Raw genomic sequence first — 17765 nt, 5'->3', positions numbered from 1 at the left:
TTTAAGTATACCTTTTTCATAATAAAAGTATACTTTTTTATCTGCTATTATTCTTCCCTGCAAGCTCAGTTAGCGCAGTCATTAAGTCAACACCTTCTTTTCGCTTGTTCCTCAAGAACTGAACCTCTTCTGCCTTAGTCGAATAAAGCTTCTCTGTTACAGGGTCTACGATTAAGCGCCCTACTCCAAGGCCTGCTGGAGACATAAATGCTATCTCAGAGTACTTCCCTTGTTCCGTTTTCAATGAATTGAAAACTTCAAACTTCCCCTTACTCCCATCGATCTCGCCTCTTTCAATAGAGCTTCTTAGCTCGTCCGTCTTCTGACGCAGCAGCCAAGTATGGTCAGCATTTGCATAAGCAGCCTGAGCCACAGGCGAAGTATAATAGTCTGCTATACGCTGAGTGACGGTCATAAAAGCACCACCATATTTACGAGCAACACGATAGCCTTCTTCGATGAAATCACCTGCTCGGCCTTGCAGTAATCTCCATGCCTCATCAATAATGCAGAGTTTTTTCTGGGAACGATCGCTGTGATAAAAAACCTCATTGATGTTCATCATTAATATGAGCAACACAATTTCTTGTAAGCCAGGCTTTTTGGCAAGATCATCTAACTCCAAAACAACAAACCGATCCTGAAGGTCTATATTTGCATCTCCTTCAAAGTATTCGCCATAAACACCGTCTCTAGAATAGGGATACAACATTTTAGACAGCTCAATGGATTCATCGGAGTTCATCTCAAGAAGCTCTTCTATAACCCGAGTGACACTGCATTTGTTTCTAAATTTGGCGAAAGCTTTTGCGATTGCTTGCTCCAAAGCAGATTTCATGATTTGAGGGATATCCTCACTTGGAGAGGCCATATTAGAGATTAAGATCTTCAACAATGGCAAGTGATCCTTGAGCCCACCTTCATCAAGCGGAATATTAGTAAACGGGTTTAAACAGATAGTGCGTGTTTTATCACCGAAATCGAGATATTGGCCGCCAAGCAATGTAACTGTTTCTTCATAACTTCGACCAGAATCAAATACAATTACTTTACCCCCTTCCCCTAAAACCGAGAAAATCATCTCATGAGTAAAGAAGGATTTACCTGCACCAGAAGATGCAGAACAGGCTATATTGAAGTTCCCTGCCTTATTCTGATAAGGATCAATGGTCATTACCTGACCTCGTCTACCATGCATTAATAGCGAGTTATTTCCATCACCCTGCCACTCACCAAATAGAGGCGACACATTAATTGCATTCCACGTCAGCATTCGGCGGTAACGGCGTAAACGATTAGTATCATCTACAAACTCTCGCCCAAAAATCATGGGCAAAGCACTCAAAAAACCATGGACTGGAATGAACCGATCTTTCTGTAAATTCCATCCATAGCTTTCGTATAGATCTTGCAGGGCCTGTTCGCAGCTCTCTTCTTCTCCCTGTGGAGCAAACAAAACAACTTGATATAGAGTTTTGACTAATGAACTTCCGTTTTGGAACTTCTCTTCAATATAACGCCAATCAGATGCTCTTTTCTTCCACTGAGGTACAAATTTAGAAACTGCGCTGTCAGCCATTTGAGTGGCACGCATGGTTTTTTGTTTAATCTTTCCACCTTCATCAACCCTATCAGGAAAATTGATACTCATAGTTGTAATGAAGGGACAAGGAATTTGACGAACATTATCAAGGAACGAACCAATCAGTTCATCGGAATTACTACCTTTCCAATATTGAGGGTACTGCCGCACAGACCAAGGTAAAACACTGACTTTTTTATCTCGATAAATAATTGATGAGCCGTCACGACCAGGAAGAAAAGCTGTTTCGCTTGAGACTATTTGATCTTTGATTAATGAATTTTCATCATAATTGACAGGCTTATAACCATCATCTGTAGGATGTAGCAAAGCAGATACTAAGTTTATGAGATCCTGAGGGTGAACCAACTTCGAATGTACTTTCGCACCCTTGAGGCTGGCAATAATACTCTCTCTCTTACTACTTAAAGCATCGACTGTAGTTTGACTTATATTCCCGCCACGTGGTTTAGGAATAGTAAAACTGATAATCAAGCGAAAGTTTCTCACCACGTACGGCATTCCTGAAAATAAAGATTTCCATTTACCTTGAAGCAAGTATTTTCGCCTATTCTCACTCAGCGTTTGAAAAATCTCATATGCAGGATCATCAAAGTTGCGTGTTCTAGAACGCTCCCAACTTTTGTAAATACCATCCACATTACTGTCTGCAACAATGGTAAATTGAATAGTAGAATCTGCTTCATGCTTTCTCGAAATAACACCTTCAAGCGTCTTGAAGTCAGCCTCTGATAAACCAGTAGAAGGGGAAGCCTCTAAACAAAAGCCTACCGAATCCTCATTAAAGAAGATGCCTCTCGTTTCGTCATATGATTCCCATGGAAACAAGGAAGACAGATTATAGCGATTCATAAAAGCTTTCTGCTGTTGAATCGTTGGGATCTCATGGCCCGCTGCATAAGCATAACCAGGAGGATTAACTGTCAAAGCTTTGGTTAGAAATTGTTTAAATCTGTAATTAAGCCCTTCTAATAGTTCTATCATTTATTCCACCATAATCCATTTTGGTTCTTCGACTCTTAGATAAATATATCCCCCTGCTTGTAAATCCTTTTCAGAATCTTCCCATGGAAATAAAAGGCCGCGCAAAATCCTAGGCTCAGAAAGAATCGGATCACCTACTGAAACATAGTTAAGAGCGTTATAGGTATCACTGACAGTTATATTGTTTGGCGACACACTAGGCTTGTCTTCCTCACTGATCCAATTACCTTCTTCGTCATAGTTGGATGCACTGCGATAGTCACGCACACCATCTTTTGTGCGATCATAGACACCACTAATGCTCGCACAAGGCATATCGGGATAACCATTACAGCTATACTTATCCGAACACCCAACCGCAGCAATAAGAAAAAATACTATTAAGAATCTATTCATTTCCATCATCCTGAACTAATGCATTTTCTAGCTTCGCGCCTTTGATAATTACCAACTCCCCAATCCGATTCGGGGCCATTTCGATAATTGGATAAATTTCATTTGCTCGTTTGAAATAGAAATCGGCAATTTTTTCTAATGTAGTTGTTGCACCTTGTGCAGCACCACTCTCGGCAACCTTGTCTGGATCAATTGATGTTACGGTACCCAAAGCACTTGTTTGAATTTGCTGATACTGTGAATTGATACTGTTTGATAAACCTGAAGCAACGCCAGCAAAAAGAGACTTCGCTAAGACAGCACCTTGCTTACTGACTACCCTACCTCGAAAACCATTTTTACCGTCTTCACCAGCGATATACCCTTTAATTGGAACTTCGATAATGTCGCCATTCGCCAGAACACAACTTAAAACTTCTGTACGAATCATCACACGCTCAGCCGCCAAGTCGCCGGTAGCAGCACCAACTACATGACAGTTTCGAATATCGGAATCAAAGAAGTTGGGCAAAATGGCAGAGTCCAATACCTTTAAGATAACTGGTAATGGATTGCTTTCAGCCATACCGCCAGTTGGAGCATCAACACCTGATAGCACCAACACTTTCGCAAAAGCGCCTGCTGGCATATAGGTTTCAATGTTTTTCTTTACCTTATCTTTTTGGTTTGACGAGCCCATAGGTGAAAGATCAACGTATCCAATCTCAGTAGATTTTTTATTCTTAATACTCGGCTCAGCAACACCATCCGCAACACTCGCCTTCACAGACTCTACAGATAGTGGACTAGAAAGCTTTACTTTCGGTTGATCATTTTCAACAGGCGTAGACTGCTGAGTATTAGCAATGACACTTTCATCAGTATTATTAGAAGTATCAGGCCCCTTCTCCATCATTTCTTCTAGTCGCTGCAAGCGCTCTTTAAGAGAATCATTCTCCTCTTTCAAAACCTTAAATTCAGTCTCGGATTTAGCCATCCATTTTTCTTCAGGCTTAACAACTTCGCTTGGGTTGAATTTGTAGCGCTTCAATATTTCATTATCTTTTTTACGCTGCTCTTCAATCTCGGCAGATAAGGATTGTCGATCCTTTTTAATTTGATTGTCGCTGTAGTAAAGACCAAGCAAAACCATAAGAAAAAGACCAATACCGACTAGAGAAAAGTTCCTAATCTGTTTTTTTCGCGAATCCTCATTGGTATCTATAGAGTCATTGGATTCATTGAATTCTTGCTCTGACATTATTTCGCCTCCCTAACCACATAGAGAGTTGTTGTTTCATTGGGAACAATCTTTAGCTTGTCTAGGCCAGCAAAACGAACGTGCTCACCAAAGTTTCTAAATTCTGACTCATGAAACACATGATCCTTCTCATCGCTATTTCGAATGGCATAAACTTCGCCCTCAAAATCTCGACCTACATAGCTATCCACTTGAACAATTTCGATGTTCTTCCAAAGTTCGACTTCTGCCTTTTTTGAAGACCGGGAATAACCAGATAACCCCTCCCCTCTTGCCATAGCTTTCACTAAGCGCTTAATGCGTTTCACATCACTTGAAGCTTTTCGAGAAGATTGGGAGCTATCTCTTTTGGCCGTATAATCGAGTGACTTCAGTACAACAGTGTCACTAGGTATTGCATGCTGAACCGCAGTGACACTATAAACCGATCCATTTCCATCCTTTATAAAGAAAGACGATGTTGTTGGAGCACCAGGCTTCGGTCTAACAAAAATCTCACCTTTTGATCTATCGGCTTTATGAGTGAAGTTTTCATCCAACCCCCAAGCACCATCCAATCTCCCTGAGTCCATACGAATACGAGTAAGATCTTTGGAAGAAACTTTGATCTGAATAGAATCACCATCGGAAACAGAATAAGTCTGAATTGAAAACGCTGTTGATGAGATCAAAGCGACAAGCAAAAAAACAACGATATTATTCATAAGCAAGATATTCTCCCGACTGTGTTTCTATAACACGCTCAATAGTCTTAATAAAAAGCCGACCATGATCATGCTCAAAATCAATTCTAAACACCGCATCTAAATCGGGGTCTGTAGCCTTCCCAGCAACCAACCCCTGCAAAATTCCATGAACAAAAACTGTGGTTTCTCGGATCTTGATTGCTGAAGGATGAAAAGTTGATGAAAGCGAGCTATTTCGAATTCGCTGAGCTTCGCTATCAAAACGTCGCTCTAGTAAGCCGTGTGCGCTAGGCTCAACATATTTGAGAATCATTTTAAATCTAGATTCAACATTCGATGGGTGATAATCAGTGTAAAGATCCAAGAAAAACAGGCTCATTTGCTCTAGATACTCAGGATCAACCTCTTCATTGTGAACCCAAAACTCACTTTCGAAACCTATTGGAACAAGAGTCGTTTTTTCACTGGTGTCAGCAGTCACCACAAAGTAAGCAAGCAGTACATTAGAAACAATGAGCAATGAACTAAGACTTGCCCAGAAAAGTCGGGACACATTCATCTGCGCAATAACACTTTTGTATACGTCACGATTCATTTTTAATGCCCCACATACTCACGAATAAAACTTGGATATCGTTTAGATAGATCGACTGGAAGATACCAATACAAAAACGACCCAAACAAACTAACCCCGCCCTGTTCTTTTACCCGCGCATACGATTTCGACAACCATAGCGACACAAAAAAACCGATTATCGGCGAAGAGAAAAGTAGAAAAATTATCATTGAAGTGAGAAAGACCACTGCGGTATCCATTTCCCATACGAAAAATAATGGTGGATCTTCAAGCGTCCTCGGTATCCAATAATTTTCACTAACGGCCATATCAAACTCCTTTTTAAGAATGCATTGCGGCGTGGCCGCAATGCGCACCTATTTAGATAAGGGCAGAACCAAACAAACTGTTGATAATGGTGGGGCCAATAGATCCAATAATTGCTAGCAGCACGCCCATTAATGCAGGGATAGCCTTACCCATTCCCGCACCGATAGCCAAACCAATAATGCCAGCAGTAATTGCAATACCACGACCCAAGAAGCCTGTAGCTGCACCAAACACCCAATCATAGAAAGCTTGAAATTCTTGACCCGTTGTACTGGCACTAGCAGAAAGCGCCAGAAAACTAAGAGCAAAGAAAATCACAAAGCCAACGCTGCGTTTCATTTTTATCGTCCTTTTTTAGTTTCCTAAGTGTATTTCGGCACGTCTATTTACATGCCGATTTTGATCAGATTCATTATCAACGAGATAGCAACAAAGAGGCTTGCCAACTACCTCATTAATCTGAACCCCACCATTAGCTAAAAACCGCGCCACTGTGGAAGCACGATCTTTAGCTAAATTCTTGTTGTAAGCTTCAGCACCAACATTGTCAGTAAAACCAAAAACCGAAACTGAGCTCACACCCTGCTTTTGAAGATCCGCCATTTTTGCCAACAATTTCATTCGAGCCTTCCCAGTCAATTCGGAAGAATCAAAATCAAATTGAACAGCGCTTAAGAAAGTTTGCTTTGGAGACTCATCATCATTGGCAGCCAGTAAGGATTGGCCTTCTTGCATGGAAGTTCCCGCATGCGGGAACTCTTCAGAAACTACTTCTTTTTGACTCACTTTCTGACAGGCGTAAACGCCCTTGCTAGAGCAAAAAACATAAGGAGGGTATGATGAATTTGTGCGATCCGAGTGGAACTTGCTTTGACCAACTGATAAGAGATTTATCGGCTCTCGCTCTTGCAGGCTACTGCAACCGAGAATAAAACTCGTAGACGCGATTAACGTAATCCCTTTTAAGAGATTCCAATCCTCTTCCCGTCCCAACATTATAAACTCCTACTGAATCCCATCTTGCTCCATGCCTCTTGATGTTCTCCGACAAAATCCAAGATCCAACTTCGATATTTGTGCAAGCATGAAACAAATCCTTTTCGGCAATCCCAAACCTTTTTAAGTGAGGAAGCCACCAACTATTAATTTGCATAAGACCAATATCCCTTTCGCTTCCTCGATCATTAATAGCAGTCGGATTCATACTCGACTCAACATGAGCGATAGCACGCAATAAATTGGGATCAATCTCAAATCGCCTTCCTGCATCATCAAAGCAAGCATCAAAAGACTGCGCTTCGAGCGAAAAGAGACAAAAAAACAAACTTAAAAATAAGCTCTTATGCATGAGGGTATAATACCTTCACAAATAAAAAAGTAAACTTTTTTTTGAATAAAAACACACTTTTTTCAAAGCCAACCAACATTGGAAATGAACACCACCCAACAAAACATGAAGAGACAGTATTCGCCAACTGAATTGCGGCGCTCGTTTTACAATAAATGCGAACAAAAATCCAACAAATAGATACAAAAAGTTACACTTGGTGAAAAGAGGAGTAAGAAGAAAGAGAAGGGCAGACTCACCTGATTACAGATATTGGGTCAAAGACCCAATATGACCAACAACCAAAGAAACATGATCACCAAAATTCACCAACCTTAAAATCAAAGATCTTGTCGATATTTTTCACATTAGAAGGCTTAAAGAATCCAGATGTTCTCTTGAGCCTCCCACTCCTACCATCACGATCAAACAAAGGCCAGGCATCCTGCTCAAACACCTTACGATAGAAATCACATACCGCATGCGAGTTAAAGACATACCGAACCCCAACATAACAGCCATTACGAATATTCAACACATGATTATAAAGTGAGAAGAAAACACGAGATTCAGACTTTCGAGTACGCTCCAACTCCAAAGCCCACCAAAACCCCTTGGTAGATTTCATAAGCGCATCTGGTCGAGAATAAGAAGGAAGCTCATGCACCCCCGCAATATTATGATCCCAAACAACCTCATCAACATCATCGATCCAACGAAGAACCATAAACTGAACAGAAAGATCATGAGCGATTTTCGTAGACTTCGCGAAAGTCGATAGTCGAGTGTATGGGCGAACCTCCTCACCCAATAGGATACTCAAACGCTCCCCACCTTTCGATGTAAGCATGACAAAGCGAGTATTCGGAACCATGGAATTTTTAAAAGTCCGAATAAACCCATCATCCAAAAGAGAATTAAAAAAGCGGTTAGCATTAGCCACGGGCTGACCCAATCTGCCAGCCAGCACCTCAAACGTCGAAAATCGAAACTCAAGAAGCCAAGACAAAACAAGCTTTGTCTTTTCCTCTTTAATCGCCAGAGGATACTTTAGATCGGCATCCCGTTTATGAACAATCATCTCTACCCCCAAAAACCCAATAGCACCAGAATCCAAAAGCCAAAATCCAAAAGATTTTGGCGGTGAAAATCACGACTTTGATTTTCACTCTATTCGGCGTCCAGCCGGAATAGTCAAGCAAAATACGGCAGCGTCCAGCAACGTATTTTGTGCGAGCACCCCCAGTGCGAGGGCCGCTGCATATCCCTACGATATGCAGCCACTTTCCCACCCCAAGGTGGGAAAGTGGCGTTGCGGTTCCCACGCTCCGCGTGGGAATTTGGCATAGCCAAACCAAATCACCATAGGCCGCCCCAAGGCGGGCTAAATGAAGAAACAACTTCGTTGTTTCTGACTGTTGGTGATGCGCCACCGTCGAGCCTGCTTTAGCAGCTTGACCACCCGTTTTGAGGATCGCGTCCAGCGACCTCTACGAGGCAAGCCCACAAAGAAAGCTGCTTCAGCAGGCTCTTGGGCGCAGTCCCGCAAAGCGGGTGGTCAAGCTGTGCGAAGCACTGCGCAGACGGTGGCGCGGGTGAATTTTGAATAATATCAAGCGTCCAGCGAAGATATTATCAAAAGAGGGTGCAACCCTCATTAATACTGGCCCTAGACAGTATTAATGTTCAAGGCGTTCGCAATCTCGTTCAGAGATAAGAAACGCCCAAAACAACCACATAAAGCACAATTTTACCATCAATTTTACTATCATGTATACATTGATGGTGATATAATTGCCTACTGTAAAGTTCCCGCATGCGGGAACTCACCCAATTTCGAGTTAAGAACCGATTTTTTAAGCCCTGATATTTGAGAAATTCCCGCATGCGGGAACTCTCAAACATTCTTCTAAAATTGGCTTTAAAAAAAGTTTTAACTGTTATTTTTAGAAGAGAAACAACAAAGGAAAATAATTCCCGCATGCGGGAACTTAGCCTAAGAATTTGAAACGGGTTATGAAAGTTTTAGTCAAATTCCCGCATGCGGGAATTTGCTCGAATGGTGTTTTTTTTACGGCTTTGTTTGTGGTTAAGCCAAAACAAATTTGACGAAAATAAGGAGAAATTTATGAGCGATTTAGACCGGCGCTACATAGAATGGATACAATCTATTGCATCAGATATGGCTGAACTGACAAATCCATATTGGTTCTATGTGCTCACGATTTCTCTATTTTTAGCAGCTCTTTTTTCAATGTCTCCGTTGAATACAAAAGCCGACTCGAAGTTTTCAGAACACATTTTAGTGAAAGAACGTAAGCTAATAATTCTTACTTGGTTCCTATTATTTTGCTATCCGCTATTAAATATGTGGCTGTATGCAGCATCAAATAACGACTATTCCATAGAAGGAATAACTCCATTTTTGACCTTTTATTTAGAGCTGACAAAACAACAATGGCCCCTCCCAATAATGGGCTTGATATCGGGCTTGCTTATCAACTTTATGTACCAACGGTACATGGTATCTTTAATATCAAAGTTCAAAAGAGCATTGCGCTTCAAGCAATCTAACGATGAGCTATCTGATATAAGAAATGAGAAAAAGCGGTTCAAAGCAAAAGACTTTCTTCCTTCGAAACATTACGACAAAAATGGAATCGTCGTAGGTTTAGACGAGAACAATAAACCACTCTATATCGACAATGACACTTGGTATGAGACAAATATGCAAGTGGTTGGGCCTACTCGTTACGGTAAGGGTGTAATTCTCGGCGGTCTTATAGATCAAGCTATTAGGCGCAATGATACTGTCTTTTATATAGACCCCAAGGAAGATAAATTCCTTCCGTATATTATGTATAACGCTTGTAAAGAGATGGGCAGAAAATTTGTCTACGTTAGTCTGAAGGATGGCGAAATAGGTAGTTATTCTCCATTTACCGGCGGTAACGAATTCGACGCAAGAGACCGAATTATTACTGCATTTGATTTGGCGCTAACGGGTCATCCAGGAACAGATTTCTATAAAACTCAAGAACAGGAAGAAATAGATAAGTACTTTAGTGAAACCAAGACAATAAAAGGGCTAGCTTCAAAGATAAACCCAGATGCTGCTTCAAAGCTGAAAGCCCAGCTCGAATCATGGAAACGTCATGAATCATTGTGCCCAAAATCGGGTAAAGGTTTTTCGGTCGAACAAGCTCTTTTGGATAATGCTGTAGTTTATATACGGGGTTCTTTGACCAGTGATATTCTAAAGAAAGCCACTAAAACATTAATAATTGAAGTTATTCAGGAATCGATGCGTCTACAAAAAGAACGCCAAGCTCACCTAAGCTTTTTTATCGACGAAGTTCGATTCCTAGCTAGCAAACAATTAGCTGATGCGATGGCTACCGCAATAGGTTTCAGAGTAAACATGGTATTAGCCTATCAATCTATTCTAGATACGATGACTCCTGACGACCAAACATTAAATGGAAAGTCACTTACTCAAAGTATAAATGTGAACTCTCAAGTTAAAGCTATTTATGGGGGCGCAGACACTGAAACAGCAGAGTGGGGGGCTTCGCTCTCAGGTGAAAGACTCAAAACAATAACTCGCCTAGAAAAAACAGAAATAAAATCAGGCGGTGGTGAGTCATGGGAGCCCTCTAGAATGCTGGGTTCTCAAGCAGAACATTTGATACCTGCAAATGTCTTTTTATCAATGCCTCCGCGAGTTTGCGCCCTATATCGACCAATGCACCAGGCACAAATTTGTTTTACTAGTTTTGTTCCAGTGAAAGAGACAGATTCTCTCGACACATACATTGCTTCGAAACAACCAAAAAAGCAGTACGACCAAGTAAAAGACAAGTCACCACGCGACCTTAAGGACACGAACGCTCCAACTGAGAACAATCAAAAGGAAAAAGAAAAAGACTCTGAAACAAAAATGAACAACCTTGCTTCTGTATTGCCCGCTCCACAAAAAGCGGAGAAAGGGAAACGGAAGCAACGAAGATCAAAACAAAAAGAAAAGAAACAAGCTGATAGAAATATAATTGGACACGAAGATCTTGAAACTGGATTTGAAATCGATGAGCAACAAATCACTGACTTTATGTCCGAATCCTATGTTGATGAACTAGACAACTAGTTCAATGCGATCTTAACCAGTCCTTATAGATTTTAAGGGCTGGACCAAGATCATCACAAAACCAATCAGAACCTAACTTATCTTCAACTAAAGTTAAAATAGGACTATTCAAGATAACTACAATAATCTGATCTTTAGTTAAACGTCCTAACGAATACTTTTGTCCTTCCAAATCGACCTCCATATCAAGTACATTTTATTAATAATAAAAATACACTTTATTCTAACTAAAAGCCTTATATCACGCCACTTATAACATTCGTGAGAAAAAGTAACGATGTGACTTAAGCTCATCTTTATGAGACAAATCCACGAAGGTGAATACCTGTAAAAACTTCCATAAACAACCTCAAACATGAGAAGAAACCACGAAAATATAACTAGAAAGCCACGAATTAGTGAGATAAATCCACGATTACTATATACACTCATGCCAGCTCAATGATAATTTAGTGAGACAAATCCACGAAGGTCCTCTATCTCTGTAAACTTCGCTACTACATGCACCTATACTTCTTTAACCAACACCTCCTAAAACGTCTAAAAACACCCCCTGCGGCTGTTATCTGATTAACAGCATAAGAAACACTAATCAGGAGGTGGGTCTAGGCCCCAAGTAGCGGATGTATGTATCTTTCTTGCTATAACTGAAATCGCGGTTAGGTCTAGGGGGGTTCGTAATTCGAATAGCGCTCCAGCAAGCTTTCTAGTGCTTTCTGAGGCTTTCTTAGAAGGGAATGCAATGTATCTATCAAAAACAGCCTTGTAGGTCGTATAGAGCGCCTTACGGCCAAGCCCAACAATCTTTGCGACTCTGGATCTCGTAATTTCAGAGTTGCTGAATCCAGCCCTCTTGAGTGCCAGAATAACTCGCTTAACTGCTTTCTTATTACGCTCACGACTCATGGAATTAGTTCTGTGAGCTGCAAGTGATTGTTTTTTCTTGAGATCAAGCCCAGAATCATTTAGTCCCATGATTCCTCGATCTATGTTGTCGCCATTGTAATTGTTCCAAACCCAACCAGAGACGGACTTTGCAATCGCTTTGATCTCGCTGTCTTTCAAACATTCTTTCCCAAGTGCGTCCGAGGCTTTAATTGCAAAACGTCTAGCCTGTACATGACACCTGCGTGTCCATGTATCAAAGTCATGCTTTCTAGCTTCATCAACAGCTTCATAAGCCCAGTATCTCAGCCAGTTAAAAACAGTCGTGTTACGACCAATGGATACCTCTGTAGCAGCACCAGGAAGCTCATAAAACGCATTCGCTTTAGGCTCATCTAAGGCAACATCCAACTCACACAACGAGTACTCATCATTATGTATTTCTAACGTTCTGAAGTTTTTGCTAAAAGGATTTTTGGACACCGGCGATGTGAAATCAGGATCGGCTCCTAAGCGAGCCCCAAGTTTCTTCCGAACTGCTTTAAAATATTGCTGAGGTTTAATTCGGGCTTTTTTGCTGCGGCAAACTGGCGCAACAGCATAGTAAAGATGGCTTTTGGAATTATCGAGGTTGGTGACAATTAGATTTGGGGGAGGTAACCCTTCCCATTGCCAAATAAAAGGATCTGCTTCTTTCCCAGTTGTTGGATGATTATCTAAATCGAACACCATCCAAGCGAGCATTTCAGGCGGGTTGACTTGTATGTAGTCATAACGCAGCGCGCTATATGCAACGCGAATAAGCGCAGCCGTTTTGTTATCCGAACAAAACGGTTTATAAGGTAAAAATTCTTCGATCCTTGATAAAGCTGAATCGTTTTTATAATTCTGCAATAGCGCTTCCATACGCTAATGATTTCACGTTTTAGAAAAAAGAAAAATAGTAGGAAAAACAGGAAGTTAGCTAAAAGTAGCTTAGTGAGAAGAAGTCACTTAAACGTGAGATAAAAGCACACGTTTAAGCGATAAATTCACGATTTAACGAGATAAATTCACGATGGAAGTTCCGCTGAACGATTTAACGTTACAGACAAAGAATAAGGGATCTTTCTGCCTGTTCCTTGCAGCTCGTAATCAACTATAAAACCTTTCTTTTGCATCATCTCTAATTGAGATGGCTTGGTCTTTGTTCCAAACAGCGTGTTTTTAAAATCTGTTTTCCGTCCAGAATAAGAAATAGCAGTCGCTAAATCATCAAGCTTAATTGAGAATCTGTTTTTGTTAATACTGCATAGGAACCTATGAACCGCCTTCCCAGTATCAGAAAGTGCCGTTCTCAAATCGAAATCTAATACAACATACTGCTCAAAAAGCTTAACGACTTCAGGCCTAAATTGAACAAGAAACTTCCCTTTAACATTTCGCTGACCAACATAATCGAAAAACTTGGTATCTCCTTCAACATCTGTAGTGCTTGAGTAGATTTGAAGTGTTGTTTTAGATAAACGAGAAACACTAGCCCGAGTAGCTTCCAATTCTGGCTCCGAAACTCCTCGTCTTAGAAATCGATTAAGCTCCAACGCTGACGTCTCACCAACATGGACAACAACACTACCATCACCTGTTAGCTGAGCAGGCATTTTGGTTGGGTGTCCATCAAGCTTTTTATCACGCGCTATGTGCATTAGTCCGATAAGAGTATCCTCATCGAATATATTCAATCCAGGGCCAAAACGACTGACAGATCCGAAGGGTGTTTTGTATGTAAATTCAGAATTGTCGTCCCAATCCTTTGTATCGTATTTTTTACGATGCATTGTAGGAAGAAAAATCGGGAGTGATGCGAAGAGGGTAGGGTACTCAGGATCTTTGCTGATGTCCCTAAGTAAGAGTTCTTCTAGTGGCATTTCTAATTGTGTTTTTTCTATCTTTTTCGCCATCTTTATTGTCCTCTAGAGCAACAACGCAAGAATCTACAATCTTGCCTGTTCCATATGCTCTAATTGATTCAGGATGCAGCACAAGCTCCCCATCCTTTAACATAATCAATATGTGTCGCAGCCTTTCTAAATTATCCATATACCACCAACAAAAAAGGCCGCATACACGGCCTAGGAGTGAGCTTTCATAACGGAAGCTACTTGGGTAGGGCGGTCATTATTCAATCGAACTAAAGAAGACTGACGATAATAACGTACTTCAGACTTCTCAACGAGCAGAATTACATCCTTTTTGCCGATGGCAAATTTTTGGCTGCCAATCGAGAAACGAAAAAAACCATCATCAGACTCAAAAAGTCTAGATAGTGACTGACTCCCACCTTGAGACAAAACAACGAGTTCTTTTTTATACCCATAGTCTTCAACAACTAGTTTCAGACCAAAGTTTTTAAAAGACTGAGCGTCGAATACGAATTCCATAAATTCCTCCAACCCCTGAAAGACCGAGGTGCGTCCACGCTTATGCGTACTTAAAAGACTATCATAATAATGCACTTTTACAATAAAAAAGATATACTTTTTTAGCAACCATGAAAAGGACTCCTGATATGAAACTGTACATTGCAGAAAAACCAGCCTTAGCCAACGCAATTGCCAAAGCAATTGGTATTCAAAGCAAGTGCGATGGCTACTACAAGTGCAACAATAATACGGTTGTCGCATATACCGCAGGTCACGCTCTAGAGCTAGCACCGCCAGACTTTTATGACGAAGGACTTAAGCAATGGTGCATTGCAGATCTCCCGATCGTTCCTCAACGATTCAAGCGCGTGGTTAGTAGAGACAAAAAGAAACTGTACTCCACGATAAAGAAACTAGCGGATAAAGCGACTCTGATTGTTAATGCCGGCGATCCAGATCCTGAGGGGTCCTATATAGTAGACTCATTAATTGAAAACATAGGCTACAAAGGTCCAATTGGAAGGGTGTTAATCAATGACCTAAACGTAGAAGCAGCTAAAAGAGGGCTTGCGAAAGAAAGTGCAACCAACACTACTATCAACGAGAGCGTCTCAGCAAAAGTCAGATCAGAATCAGACTGGGTATACGGGCTCAACATGACCCGTCTATATACATGTAAAAACGAAATAGCAGGGGGAGAAAAGCGAGTATTATCAATAGGAAGAGTACAAACATCTCTGCTCTCTATAATAGTGAACCGAGAAAATGAGATCAAAAACTTTAATCCTCACGATTTTTATGAGCTAGTAGCTGAAGCACAAGGTATAGCTTTTAAATGTGACACATCGGAAATGAAAGTCTCATTTAAAGACCCGCAAGGCAGGGTGATAAATAAAATAGAGTTTCAGAAATTCATAGAGACCAAACCGAAAAACGGTACTATTGTAAAAAAAGAAGAAAAAGAAAGAAGAACAGCGCCTCCGTTACCATATGACCTATCTAACCTTCAAAAGGAATGTTACGAACGTCTAAAGCTCACATCATCAGAAACGCTTGAGATAGCGCAATCTCTATACATAAAACATAACCTGATTACTTACCCGCGAACAGATTGTCGATATGTTGACGAAGATTGCTACAAAACATCAAATGTACGAATTAGTAATCTAGAGCAATTTCTTAATATAACGATCACAGACAAAATCGTAGATAATTACAAATCTCCAGCATTTAATGAGCAAGAAACCACAGCTCATATAGCTATTATTCCGACAGAAAAGAGTCCATCTGATAGTAAACTGAATGATAAAGAAAAAGCCGTTTACAAGATTGTTGGAGAACGCTTCTTGGCTCAATTCTTAGGCCCAAGTGTTGCCGCAGAGACAATGCTAACAATGAAAATAGACGGTCTTTGCTATCCATTTATAGCCAAAGGAACCGTTAAAAAGGAAATAGGGCATGAGTGGTTAACGGGTATTAAGAAAGACAAATTATTACCTGATTTAGAAGAGGGTCACCATATTCCTTTGGAGGGAGTACATATAAAAACAAAGAAAACCTCCCCTCCAAGCTACTTCGATGAAAAGAGCATAATCGATGCAATGGAAAATGCTGCTAAGTTTATCGACGACACAGAGATAAAGAAGCTTTTGAAGGAGGCTCAGGGACTTGGAACACCGGCCACTCAATCCAAGATGGTAGATACTCTGGAAAAAAGAAAATACATTAATCGCGGTAAACAAATTAGGCCAACCGAGGCTGGAATGACGCTATTCAATAGTTTAGCCCCAGAAATGCAGAGAATCGATATGACCGCAATATGGGAAGGGATGCTAAAGCAGGTGAGAAAAGGACAGCTAAGTGGATCTGCCGTATTAAATAGCGTAGTCACTCATACCAGGAACTTGATAGACAGGTCGCATGAGTTTCAAATCAAAATAGGTGACCGAGGCCCAATCCATAACTGCCCAAAATGCGATTCGGAACTCAAACGGATAAAAGGGCAAGATGGATATTTTTGGGGATGCTCAGGGTTCAAATCAGGCTGTAAATACACGGCTCAAGATAAAGAAGGAAAGCCTAGCGAGAAGAAGATAGAGCTATCTACCTGTAAGTTATGTGATCAGACGATTGAACGAAAATACAGTAAAACGAAAGATTTTCACTTCTGGATGCACCAAGAAGAAAACCATGAATGTACGAAATTCATAAAGGACGAAAAAGGAAACCCCGTCTTTTAAGGTTGAACAACCACACCCGCCGAAGACAAAACCGAGGCGGGTGAAGAAGACTGTTAGAACATCAAAAATAACGATAGTAGGTTTGCTAGCAACATAGAAATAATTAGCATTTTCTCTCGGAAGGTTTGAGCTATAAAGCCGCTAACTATGACTATCCCACAAAACCCAATTAATGCAATCGTGGTTTGGGGGTCATTATCGATGGATAGACCATTAGATAATGACTCCCAACCTAGCAACCCCACTAGAATCAATACCAAGATCGCATACGTCAACCCCAAAATATGGCGAGACTCCATGCCATAACGAAAGTTTACTCCGTACCTCACTTATCGAGCCCCTCTATCTGGCAAACATATTCGCTAGAAGGAAGGGTTACTATGTCTAGCTTCTTTCCCTCCATTGCTATAACAATACGACTGTCATTCTGACCATACGAAAGCTTCTCAAAAGAGTTGAACGACAGCTTTTTTTGGTCATTAAAGCAAGTGACTGTGCATGTTTCACATTTACTTTCTGACCAGTACTGCATATTCATCTTACTAAGAAATCTACTGGTCGTATCAGCGCTTGCGATAGTCGGGATCATCAAGAGGGGCAAAAATAGAATTTTCTTCATTGTATTTCCTTATATTTCGAGAAGTAGAGGTAACACAAGATATGTGCTCTGAATGAATTATTGTAATGATTCAAGAAAACAAATCACCCCAAAAATAGCGAAGCAACACCCAACCCCCCCCCAAAAATAGCCAAACCTCCCCAAAAATAGAGAAGCAACACCCAAACCCCCCCCAAAAAATAGCCAAACCTCCCCAAAAATAGAGAAGCAACACCCAAACCCCCCCCAAAAATAGCAGGGGTTGATAGAAAGAAAGTGGGGAAGTGCTAAAAAAGGGGGGTTTTACATCAATCTCGGCTAAAAAAAGGGGGAGAGTGCTAGAAAAGGGAGTGTTTTACATCAGATTCTGCTAA

The 17765-nt window shown here is 40.8% G+C and carries 15 protein-coding genes; 2 read left to right on the top strand and 13 right to left on the bottom strand.

Features of this window, described 5'->3' with window-relative positions; genetic code table 11:
* Positions 1-37: 37 nt before the first annotated feature.
* The 10 genes from traC to HF888_RS16300 all read right to left on the bottom strand — a co-directional run bounded on the left by traC (position 38) and on the right by HF888_RS16300 (position 8203).
* On the bottom strand, positions 38-2587 hold the full coding sequence (gene traC, locus HF888_RS16345) for a type IV secretion system protein TraC (protein ID WP_007019348.1): 2550 nt from the start codon (positions 2585-2587) through the stop codon (positions 38-40).
* Positions 2588-2983, bottom strand: coding sequence for a TraV family lipoprotein (locus HF888_RS16340; RefSeq protein WP_040298375.1), 396 nt, complete (start codon positions 2981-2983; stop codon positions 2588-2590).
* Positions 2976-4223, bottom strand: coding sequence for a TrbI/VirB10 family protein (locus tag HF888_RS16335; RefSeq protein WP_007019346.1), 1248 nt, complete (start codon positions 4221-4223; stop codon positions 2976-2978). The genes HF888_RS16340 and HF888_RS16335 overlap by 8 nt, the downstream gene beginning before the upstream one ends.
* Complete coding sequence (locus HF888_RS16330) at positions 4223-4927, bottom strand: TraK domain-containing protein (RefSeq protein ID WP_168367091.1); 705 nt, start codon at positions 4925-4927, stop codon at positions 4223-4225. The genes HF888_RS16335 and HF888_RS16330 overlap by 1 nt, the downstream gene beginning before the upstream one ends.
* Entirely contained in the window at positions 4920-5504 is a 585-nt protein-coding gene (traE, locus tag HF888_RS16325; RefSeq protein ID WP_007019393.1) for a type IV conjugative transfer system protein TraE, read from the bottom strand. Before traE ends, HF888_RS16330 begins: the two co-directional genes overlap by 8 nt.
* Positions 5505-5506: 2 nt before the next feature.
* Positions 5507-5794 (bottom strand): type IV conjugative transfer system protein TraL, encoded by a 288-nt coding sequence (gene traL, locus HF888_RS16320; protein WP_007019392.1) that lies wholly within the window; start codon positions 5792-5794, stop codon positions 5507-5509.
* 52 nt (positions 5795-5846) lie between these two features.
* Complete coding sequence (locus HF888_RS16315; protein ID WP_007019391.1) at positions 5847-6134, bottom strand: hypothetical protein; 288 nt, start codon at positions 6132-6134, stop codon at positions 5847-5849.
* 15 nt (positions 6135-6149) lie between these two features.
* Positions 6150-6530 (bottom strand): OmpA family protein, encoded by a 381-nt coding sequence (locus HF888_RS16310; RefSeq protein ID WP_165837050.1) that lies wholly within the window; start codon positions 6528-6530, stop codon positions 6150-6152.
* A 178-nt stretch (positions 6531-6708) separates the two neighbouring features.
* On the bottom strand, positions 6709-7143 hold the full coding sequence (locus HF888_RS16305) for a lytic transglycosylase domain-containing protein (protein ID WP_007019389.1): 435 nt from the start codon (positions 7141-7143) through the stop codon (positions 6709-6711).
* Positions 7144-7438: 295 nt separating this feature from the next.
* A complete protein-coding gene (locus tag HF888_RS16300) occupies positions 7439-8203 on the bottom strand; it encodes a hypothetical protein (RefSeq protein ID WP_007019388.1) in 765 nt (254 codons plus the stop codon).
* A gap of 1047 nt (positions 8204-9250) precedes the next feature.
* On the opposite strand from HF888_RS16300, the gene HF888_RS16295 reads away from it, so the two are divergent.
* Positions 9251-11266: a type IV secretion system DNA-binding domain-containing protein gene (locus HF888_RS16295; RefSeq protein WP_007019386.1), complete on the top strand. Its 2016-nt coding sequence runs from the start codon at positions 9251-9253 to the stop codon at positions 11264-11266.
* Between the two features lie 588 nt (positions 11267-11854).
* Here HF888_RS16295 and HF888_RS16290 read toward each other — a convergent pair.
* The 3 genes from HF888_RS16290 to HF888_RS16280 all read right to left on the bottom strand — a co-directional run bounded on the left by HF888_RS16290 (position 11855) and on the right by HF888_RS16280 (position 14571).
* Positions 11855-13057 (bottom strand): replication initiation protein, encoded by a 1203-nt coding sequence (locus tag HF888_RS16290; RefSeq protein WP_007019384.1) that lies wholly within the window; start codon positions 13055-13057, stop codon positions 11855-11857.
* A gap of 146 nt (positions 13058-13203) precedes the next feature.
* A complete protein-coding gene (locus tag HF888_RS16285) occupies positions 13204-14091 on the bottom strand; it encodes a replication initiation protein (protein WP_168367090.1) in 888 nt (295 codons plus the stop codon).
* A 171-nt stretch (positions 14092-14262) separates the two neighbouring features.
* Positions 14263-14571, bottom strand: a complete 309-nt coding sequence (locus HF888_RS16280) for a hypothetical protein (RefSeq protein ID WP_168367089.1) — start codon at positions 14569-14571, stop codon at positions 14263-14265.
* Between the two features lie 128 nt (positions 14572-14699).
* Between HF888_RS16280 and HF888_RS16275 the strand changes: the two genes are divergently transcribed.
* Entirely contained in the window at positions 14700-16793 is a 2094-nt protein-coding gene (locus HF888_RS16275) for a DNA topoisomerase (RefSeq protein WP_168367088.1), read from the top strand.
* Positions 16794-17765: the final 972 nt, after the last annotated feature.

The organism is Bermanella marisrubri, assembly GCF_012295615.1.
Classification (GTDB): domain Bacteria; phylum Pseudomonadota; class Gammaproteobacteria; order Pseudomonadales; family Oceanobacteraceae; genus Bermanella; species Bermanella marisrubri.
The sequence above is the reverse complement of the archived record's forward strand: the minus strand, read 5'-3'. Positions and strand labels throughout refer to the sequence as shown.